The following is a 9,278-nucleotide window of genomic DNA, read 5'->3' as shown; positions in this document are numbered from 1 at the left end:
ACGGCAAAGCGCAGATGGTCTTCCATCCGCTTGCCCATGACGACTTCGTCCTTGTTGTAGTGACGGAAGGCCAGCGGATTGGTGCTGTCAGGGCCTTCATACTTGATCTTCTGGATGTCGCCGAAAAATCCGGTGCTCATGTGATTCCTCCTTGAGACGAATAGGCTTGGAAAGTCCCCCTCTGCCTGCCGGCATCTCCCACAAGGGGGAGAAAGCCAGTGGGCACCGCCCGCTACTCGAGCAGGCTTGGGGCAGTGAAGCCCCTCCCCTTATGGGGAGGGGTTGGGGAGGGGTCCTTCGACCACTCCCGTCAGGATTAAATTCAATGCGCCAGCGACTTGAGCGCCGGGTAGAGCGCACGATAACGCTTGTAAGCATCCTCATAGGCAGAGCTCAGGCCGGCGACCGGCTCGATCGTGCCGGATGTCGCAGGCGGCGTGCAGACGGCGACCGGATCGGCCCCCGTTGCCGCGATCAGGCCGAGGCGGGCAGCGCCGAAGGCCGCGCCGAAATCGCCATCGGCGGGGAGATCGACGGGAACGCCGAGTGCCGTCGCGATCGAGGCCAGCCAGTAGCGCGAGCGCGAGCCACCGCCGATCGCGGTCACGCGGGCGATGTCCGTGCCGGCAGAGCGGAGGGCTTCGAGATTATCGCGGATGGCGAAGGACACGCCTTCCAGCACGGCCTGCGTCAGCACCGTGCGGCTGCTTTCATGGCCTAGGCCGATGAAGGCGCCGCGGATGGTGGCGTCGTTATGCGGCGTTCGTTCGCCGGAGAGATAAGGCAGGAAGGTCACGCTCGACGGCGCCTTCAAGCTCTCGCCGAGTTCGCCGGTGAGATCGGCCGGCGACTTGCCCGTAACTTCCGAATGCCAGTTCAGCGCGTCCGTGGCAGACAGGATGACACCCATCTGATGCCAGGTGTTGGGCAGAGCGTGACAGAAGGCATGGACGGCGCTTTCCGGCTTCGGCAGGTAGGAACCGTTGGCGGCAAAGAGCACGCCTGATGTACCGAGCGAAACGAAGGCAGCGCCGTGGCTGACCGTTCCCATGCCGCAGGCCGAAGCCGCATTGTCCCCTGCCCCGCCGGCAACGACGACGTCGCCCGATATGCCCCACTTGGAAGAAAGCTCAGACCGCAGCTTGCCGCCCTGCTCCGTGCCTTCGATTAGTGACGGCATCTGCTTTTCATCGAGATTGGTGGCAGCCAGCAGCTCGGGCGACCATTTGCGCTTGCCGGTGTCGAGCCAGGACGTACCGGCCGAGTCGGACATTTCGGAAATATGCTCGCCGGTCAGCCAGAGGCGCAGATAGTCCTTCGGCAGCAGAACCGTGGCGACCTTGGCAAAAATATCCGGCTCGTGCTTGGCGACCCAGACGAGCTTCGGCGCAGTGAAGCCGGGGAAGACGATGTTGCCGGTCAGCGCCCGGAAACGCGGATCGGCATCGAGTGCCGCAGCCTCGACATAGGAGCGCGTGTCATTCCAGAGAATGCAGGGCCGCAGCACCTTGTCGTCGGCGTCGAGCAGCGTCGCGCCATGCATCTGGCCGGACAGGCCGATGCCGCGAACGGCGGCCAGTTCCTTCGGGTGTGCCGCCTTGAGGCCGGCAACCGCCTCTTCCGTTGCGCGGATCCAGTGCGACGGCTCCTGCTCCGACCAGCCCGGATGCGGGCGCGAGACGTCGAGCCCGCCGTTGGCCGAGCCGATGATCTTCTGGTCGCCGTCGATCAGCATCGCCTTGACGCCGGATGTTCCAAGATCGAGACCCAAATACATGCGCGTTACTCCCTAAATTCCGCCTATCAAGGCAGATTGTCCTTCAAGAATATGTCGAGACGAATGCGCTCCTGCGCGGCAATGAAGCCAAGCCCGTCGGCCTTCGCCTTCAGCACCCGGATGGCGCTGCGCACCTCATGGCCGGCATCCTGGTTGAGAACGGCATCGATCGTCCCGTCAGTCAGCGCCCCGCGCGTGCTCTCGGTCAGCTCATGGGCAATCACGGTCAGTGTGCGCTCCTGGTGCCGCGCCTTCAAGGCGCGGATCAGGCCGCGATTGCCGGCGCCAAGGCTGTAGATCCCGATGATGCGATCGTTCGAGCCGAGCGCGTCGGAGATCAACGCATAGGCCATATCGGGATCGTCGCGGCCTTCCAACACGGACAGGAGATTGAGGGAGGGAAACTCCTCACTCATCACCTGGGTAAAGCCTTCCAGGCGTTCGCGGTGGTCGCGCACCATCATCGAACCGGCAAGAACAGTAATGTCGCCGGCCTTGCCGCCGAGAAAGCGGCCGAGCAGGCGCGCAGCGGTGCGACCGGCGGCGATATTGTCGACGCCGGCATAGTGGCAGCGGGACGATCCCGTGAGATCGGAGACGAGCGTCACGACGGGAACACCCGATGCAACCAGCCGATCGACCACTGCCAGCACCTCCGGCGCATCCGCAGCAACCAACGCAACGCCGGCCGGCTTTTCTTCCGCCAGCCGCTCGAGCTCGGCGACGAGCGCCTGCGGGTCGAAGGCAGGCACCTCGCGAATATGGATGTCGGTGCGTTCCGTTCCCGAACGGATCATCGCCTGGCGCACTTCGTTATGGAGGCCATGCATGAAGGAATTGTCGCTGGTCGGAAGAATGAAGACGAGCGGATAGACCCGGCCCTTGGCGAGATTGGCGGCGGCAACGTCCCTGATATAGCCGATCTCGCGGATCGCCTCCTCGACGCGCTTGCGCGTCACCTCGCGCACACCGGCGCGCTGGTTCAGCACCCGGTCGACGGTCGCAAGGCTGACGCCCGCGGCAGCGGCTATATCGTGAACGGTCGGCCTCATCGCTCCTCCTGACGAGACCATTAGATCAGAATTTGATGTACGTAAATCAAAAAGTCGCCGAAGCCGCCATTTTCAATTTGGCGCAAATGAAAAAGGCCCCGCGAGGGAGCCTTTTTCGAAGAATGGATGAGCTCAGTGACCACCGCCGCCGGCAGCGCCTGGCTGCGGAGGTCTCGGCTTGCTGATTACCATCGTTCCGAAGATCATCGCGATGAACAGCACGGTCAGCAGCATGAAAACATCCCCGAAGGACATGATCATTGCCTGCTGCTCGACGATATTGACCATCTGCTTCAATGCGCTCTGGGATGCGTCGAGCCCTGCGGCAGCATTGTTTGCGGTCATGCTGTTCATCTGGTCGAGCGCCATCGGGTTGCCCCAGTGAACGTTGTCGCGCAGACGGAAGTAATGCTGGTCCTGCCTCGTCGTCAGCAAAGTGTTGATGATCGCCAGCCCGACCGCGCCACCGAGATTTCTGGTCAGGTTGAACAGGCCGGAGGCGCCGCGCATACGCGCCGGTGGCATGGTGCCGAGCGCGATATTGTTGATCGGCACCATGCAGAGCATCAGCCCGAAGCCGCGCAGGATCTGCGGGATAAGCAGTTCCCAGAAGTCCCAGTCGGCCGTCAGGCCCGTCATTATATAGGTGCCCGAAGCGAAGCTCGCGAAGCCGATCGCCATCAGGATGCGAAGATCGAACTTGCCCGACAGGAAGCCCGCAAGCGGAGCGGTGAAGAACATCGCAAGGCCGGAGACGAACATCGTCTCGCCGATCATCAGTGAATCGTAACCACGGATACGACCGAGATAGACCGGATAGATATAGGTGAGCCCATAGAGCCCGATCCCCATGACGAAGGAGAACATCGAGCCGAGCGCGAAATTCTTGTTTGAGAAAGCCCTGAGGTCGACGATCGGGAAGTCCACCTTGAAGGCGCGATAGAAAAACACCACGGCGCCAACCGCCGATGCGATTGCGCACCAGACGATAATGTCGTCGTTGAACCAATCCTTGGTATTGCCCTCTTCGAGCACGTATTCCAGCGCGCCCAGGAAGACTGCCATGGACAGCAGGCCCCACCAGTCGAACTTCTTCATCAGAGACAGCTCAGGCTTGTCGAAATCGATGAAGTTCCAGGTCACGATGGTGACGATGATGCCCGGAGGAATGTTGACGAGGAACAGCCAGTGCCACGAAAAGGCATTGCTGAGATAACCGCCGACGGTCGGACCGATTGTCGGTGCCAGCGTCGCGATGAGGCCGATGATCGGAGACACCACATTGCGCTTAGACGCCGGAAAGATCGTGAAGGCCGCAGCAAAGACGGAAGGGATCATGCCACCGCCGATGAAGCCTTGGATGGCGCGGTAGATGATCATCTGGTCGATATTGGTCGCGGTCGCGCAAAGCGCGCTCGACATCGTGAAGCCTGCGGCAGCAGCGGCAAACAAATAGCGTGTGGATATGATGCGGCCGAGCGTGCCCGAGAGCGGGATCATGATGACCTCCGCGATCAGGTAGGAGGTCTGCACCCACGGAATTTCATCCGAACCCGCACCGAGGCCTGCCTGAATTTCAGACAACGAGGCCGATACGATCTGAATATCGAGGATCGACATGAACATGCCGAGGACCATCGCGAAAAACGCGATGAGGCGCCGCGGGTCCATGTGCTCGGAAGCCGGAGCCCCAACGGCTTGGCCCGAAGCTGCGCTCGGGCCTGTTGTTGTCGTTGCGGAAGCCATCAGGCGTCTCCTTCGACGGCTTAGTTCTGTGCGTCCGGCGCCGTGCGGATATCGACATCCACCACCACGCTGAGACCTGCGCGCAGGCGTCCGGAGTCCAGCGCATCCTGCGGGATAGCGATACGAACCGGCACGCGCTGGATGACCTTGGTAAAGTTGCCTGTCGCGTTTTCAGGCGGCAGCAGCGAGAAGACGGCGCCGGAGGCAGGTGCCAGCGACTGGACGGTGCCGACGATCGGCTTGCCGCTGTAGGCGTCGACATAGATATCGACCTTGGAGCCCGGAACCAGATGCTGGATCTGCGTTTCCTTGAAGTTGGCGTCGATATAGAGCTGCTTCGTCGGAACGATCGCCATCAGGCGGTTGCTCGACGTAACGTAATCGCCTTCCTGAACCGAGCGGTTGCCGACGACGCCGTCATAAGGCGCCTTCAGCACGGTGAAGGACAGGTCGCGAGCGGCCTTGTCGCGCGCCAGTTGGAGCTGGCGGATCGTACCTTCGGCCTCACGGCGCTGCGATTCAAGGATCGTCACATTCGCCTGAGCGGATGCAATGGCTGCATCGCCGCCAATGAGATTGGCCTTGGCTTGGTCAAGCGCGATGTTGGCGCTGTCGAGCGAAGCCGTCGTGCCGGCAGACTTCGACTGAAGGTCGCTTGCACGCTGCTGGGTGATCTGGGCGCCGCGCACGGTTGCCTCAAGCGCGACCTTCTGAGCCTGAGCCTGCTGCAGGCTGGCCTGGCCGCCGGCGATCTGGGCGTCGAGACGCTGCAGCGAGAGCTGCTCGGTGTCGAGCGAGGCCTGTGCTTGGTCGAGCGCGATCTTGTAGTCGCCGTCATCGAGGGTCGCCAGAACATCGCCGGCCTTGACCTGCTGGTTGGCAACGACATTGACCTTGGCGACATAACCCGTCACCTTCGGAGAAATGGTTGCGATATCGCCTTCTATATAGGCGTCGTCGGTGGACACCATGAAGCGCCCGACCGTCCAGTAGTTATAGCCGTACCAGCCGCCGCCAGCGATGGCGAGCAGAGCGATGATCGGCAGGACGGGGCTGCGGCGCTTTTTCGGCGCGACCGGCGCTGCAACTTGTGCAGGCGCAGGTGCAGGGGCTTCTGCCCTTGCCGGAGCTGCAGGATTGCCGCGCGCATCCGCGGTGGGGGCTTCCGCGGATGCGCCGGCTTCCTGAGCGACTTCATCGTCAGTGGAGTCGCTGACGATGCGCGCTACAGAATTCTTTTGCGTGGACGACATAGGGCCTGTACCAAACTCTTGAGGTAAATTTGATCGAACTGAACGGTTCGGTTCAGTTGACATAGAGCGTTTTTAATCGCATATCAAGTCTTACCGAACCAATCGGTTCGATTTGGTTAAAGATTCTTCGGAAAGTGGATGACCCAGGAGATTATGACAGACAAAGTTAATATGCGTGCGGAGGAGACCCACCCTTCGACTGCCGGCCGTTGGGCTGCGGGCGAGGATCCGGCGAAACGCCAGCAGATTCTGGACGGCGCCAAGCGCGTCTTCATGAAGATGGGCTTCGATGCAGCCAGCATGAACGATGTCACCCGCGAGGCGGGAGTCTCCAAGGGCACGCTCTACGTCTACTTCGACAACAAGGAAGAGCTCTTTACGGCAATGGTCGAAAACGAGCGCGCCGCGTTTCTGGCCTCGATGCGCACGACGCTTGCCGAACATGACGATGTCGAAGCCGGTCTTTACAAGTTCGGCATGAATTTCGTGACGCACATGACCGACGAGAAGGTCATCAGCGCAATGCGAACCGTTCTCGGCGTCCGCGACCGCATGCCTGCGCTCTGTCAGCGCTTCCTCAGGGGACCGGAGAACCTGCTCACCGTCGTACGCGAGTTCCTGACGGAGCATGTGGCCGCTGGACAATTGAAGATCGATGATCTCGATCTGGCAGCCGGCCAGTTTCTCGATCTCGCGAGCGGTGGCTTCTTCAAGCTGCGGCTCTTCGGCAGCATGGAAACCGCACCCTCACATCAGGAAATCGATCGGGTCATCACGGGCGCCGTTCGCGTTTTCATGGCCGCCTATGGCGTCCGCCACGGCCAGACGGAAGCCTAAAAACACCCGCGGCGCTTGCAGCAAAAATTTCGCCCCTTACATTAGCGACGCCGAACGCTAGTGTGGGGGACATAGCCAATGCAGGATATATTGTCGCTTATCCAGGATCCGTCCGCCTGGATAGCCCTCGTGACGCTTGTGGTGATGGAAGTGGTGCTTGGCATCGACAACCTCATCTTCATCTCGATTCTCACCAACAAGCTGCCGCCAGAACAGCGCGAGCGCGCCCGCCGCGTCGGCATCAGCCTTGCGCTTATCATGCGCCTTGCATTGCTGGGCACCGTCGCCTGGATCGTCCGGCTGACGGAACCCGTCTTCGACATTGCCGGACACGGCTTCTCCTGGAAGGACGTCATCCTGATCGCCGGCGGCCTGTTCCTTGTCTGGAAGGCCACCAAGGAAATCCATCACAATGTCGATCCCGCCGATCACAACGAGGATTTCATCGCAAAATCCGCGACATCGGGCTTCGCATCCGCGATTGGCCAGATCCTCCTGCTCGACCTCGTCTTCTCGGTCGACAGCATCATCACCGCCGTCGGCATGACGCCGCATCTGCCAATCATGTTCGTCGCCGTCATCGCGGCAGTCACCGTCATGCTTGTCGCAGCGACACCGCTTGCCAATTTCATCGAGAAGAACCCGACCATCGTCATGCTGGCGCTCGCCTTCCTGCTGATGATCGGAACGACCTTGATTGCCGACGGCATGGGCTTCCATGTCCCCAAGGGATACATCTATGCGGCAATGGCCTTCTCGGCGCTCGTCGAGGTGCTGAACATGGTGGCCAGAAACAGGCGGGAAAGAAAGCGAGTGCACTGACGCAGCCTTCGGTCTGGGTGCTCGAACCGTGCCGTCGGCGCGGTTTTTCTTGACGAGCAGAGTTGAATATGGCCTAAGGCCAGCCAAACGGACAATTGGCGGATGAGGCGGCTTTGCGCCCTTTTCCAGCCGGTTTCCTGATCCAGATACTCACATTCCTTGTGGCCGGCAGCGCTTCCTAAGAAGCCACCGGCTTTTATAACGGGCAAACAGAGATGACCACATCAGGCGTTCGCGTCCGCATCGCACCCTCCCCGACCGGCGAGCCGCATGTCGGCACGGCCTATATCGCGCTGTTCAACTATCTTTTCGCCAAGAAGCACGGCGGCGAGTTCATCCTGCGCATCGAAGACACCGATGCCACCCGCTCGACCCCTGAATTCGAGACCAAGGTTCTGGATGCGCTGAAATGGTGTGGCCTGGAATGGAAGGAAGGTCCCGATATCGGCGGCCCCTACGGCCCCTATCGCCAGTCCGACCGCAAGGACATGTATACGCCCTACGGCCAGGAACTGCTGGACAAGGGTCATGCCTTCCGTTGCTTCTGCACGCCGGCGCGGCTGGAACAGATGCGCGAGGCCCAGCGAGCCGCGGGCAAGCCGCCGAAATATGACGGGCTTTGCCTGAGCCTCACCGCCGAGGAAGTCACATCCAAGATGGCGGCGGGCGAAAGCTCCGTCATCCGCATGAAGATCCCGACCGAGGGCTCCTGCGACTTCACCGACGGCGTCTACGGCGATGTCTCGATCCCGTGGGACTCGGTCGACATGCAGGTGCTGATCAAGGGCGACGGCATGCCGACCTATCATATGGCCAACGTCATCGACGACCATCTGATGAAGATCACCCACGTCGCACGCGGCGAGGAATGGCTGGCCTCGGTGCCGAAGCATATCCTGCTCTATCGCTATTTCGGCTGGGAGCAGCCTGTCTTCATGCACCTCTCGCTGATGAGGAATGCCGACAAGTCGAAGCTGTCGAAGCGCAAGAACCCGACCTCGATCTCCTATTACACGGCGCTCGGCTATATCCCCGAAGCGCTGATGAACTTCCTCGGCCTGTTCTTTATCCAGATCGCTGAAGGCGAAGAGCTTCTCAGCATGGATGAGCTCTCCGAAAAGTTCGATCCGGAAAACCTGTCCAAGGCCGGCGCGATCTTCGACATCCAGAAGCTCGACTGGCTGAACGGCCGCTGGATCCGCGAAAAGATGTCGGAAGAAGAGTTCCAGCATCGCGTGCTGACCTGGGCGATGGAGAACGACCGCCTGAAGGCCGGCCTCGCGCTGTCGCAGTCGCGCATTTCCAAGCTCGGCGAACTGCCCGATCTCACCGGCTTCCTGTTCAAGTCGGACCTGAACCTCGATCCCGCCTCCTTCGCCAAGATCAAGTCGACGCCGGAAGAACTGCTGGAAATCCTCAATACCGTCCAGCCGGATCTCGAAAAGATCCTCGAATGGAACGTCGAGACGATCGAAGCCGAGCTGCGCGCCATTGCAGACCGCATGGGCAAGAAGCTGAAGGTCATCGTCGCGCCGCTCTTCGTTGCCGTGTCCGGCTCGTCACGTTCGCTGCCGTTGTTTGACTCCATGGCGATCCTCGGCCGCTCCGTCGTGCGTCAGCGGCTGAAGCTAGCAGCGCAGACGGTGGCGTCGATGGTTGGAAGCGGAAAGTAAAACGCGAGCGGAAAAGCCCCTCCCCCTTGTGGGGAGGGGTTGGGGAGGGTCTTCTTTCAAAGCAAACCCCTCCCCTCCGCTTCGCTCCGACCCTCCCCACAAGGGGAGGGTTAGCGCC

General features: G+C 61.0%; 7 protein-coding genes and 1 pseudogene. 3 read left to right on the top strand and 5 right to left on the bottom strand.

Features of this window, described 5'->3' with window-relative positions:
• From EV561_RS24385 to EV561_RS24365, 5 genes and pseudogenes are all read right to left on the bottom strand, one after another.
• Nucleotides 1-140 (bottom strand): annotated as a pseudogene (locus tag EV561_RS24385) (xylose isomerase); the annotation flags it as partial.
• 182 nt (nt 141-322) lie between these two features.
• Nucleotides 323-1,777, bottom strand: coding sequence for a xylulokinase (xylB, locus tag EV561_RS24380; RefSeq protein ID WP_132525308.1), 1,455 nt, complete (start codon nt 1,775-1,777; stop codon nt 323-325).
• A 26-nt stretch (nt 1,778-1,803) separates the two neighbouring features.
• Complete coding sequence (locus EV561_RS24375) at nt 1,804-2,829, bottom strand: LacI family DNA-binding transcriptional regulator (RefSeq protein ID WP_132525306.1); 1,026 nt, start codon at nt 2,827-2,829, stop codon at nt 1,804-1,806.
• 132 nt (nt 2,830-2,961) lie between these two features.
• Nucleotides 2,962-4,500, bottom strand: coding sequence for a DHA2 family efflux MFS transporter permease subunit (locus EV561_RS24370; RefSeq protein WP_245512882.1), 1,539 nt, complete (start codon nt 4,498-4,500; stop codon nt 2,962-2,964).
• A gap of 95 nt (nt 4,501-4,595) precedes the next feature.
• A complete protein-coding gene (locus tag EV561_RS24365) occupies nt 4,596-5,828 on the bottom strand; it encodes an HlyD family secretion protein (protein WP_132525302.1) in 1,233 nt (410 codons plus the stop codon).
• Nucleotides 5,829-5,981: 153 nt separating this feature from the next.
• Between EV561_RS24365 and EV561_RS24360 the strand changes: the two genes are divergently transcribed.
• The 3 genes from EV561_RS24360 (at nt 5,982) to gltX (ending at nt 9,160) form a co-directional block, all read left to right on the top strand.
• Nucleotides 5,982-6,665: a TetR/AcrR family transcriptional regulator gene (locus tag EV561_RS24360; protein ID WP_132525300.1), complete on the top strand. Its 684-nt coding sequence runs from the start codon at nt 5,982-5,984 to the stop codon at nt 6,663-6,665.
• A gap of 78 nt (nt 6,666-6,743) precedes the next feature.
• On the top strand, nt 6,744-7,487 hold the full coding sequence (locus tag EV561_RS24355; protein ID WP_132525298.1) for a TerC family protein: 744 nt from the start codon (nt 6,744-6,746) through the stop codon (nt 7,485-7,487).
• A 215-nt stretch (nt 7,488-7,702) separates the two neighbouring features.
• Nucleotides 7,703-9,160: a glutamate--tRNA ligase gene (gene gltX, locus EV561_RS24350; protein WP_132525296.1), complete on the top strand. Its 1,458-nt coding sequence runs from the start codon at nt 7,703-7,705 to the stop codon at nt 9,158-9,160.
• Nucleotides 9,161-9,278: the final 118 nt, after the last annotated feature.

This window comes from Rhizobium sp. BK376, assembly GCF_004341625.1.
In the GTDB taxonomy this organism is placed as follows: domain Bacteria; phylum Pseudomonadota; class Alphaproteobacteria; order Rhizobiales; family Rhizobiaceae; genus Rhizobium.
The sequence above is the reverse complement of the archived record's forward strand: the minus strand, read 5'-3'. Positions and strand labels throughout refer to the sequence as shown.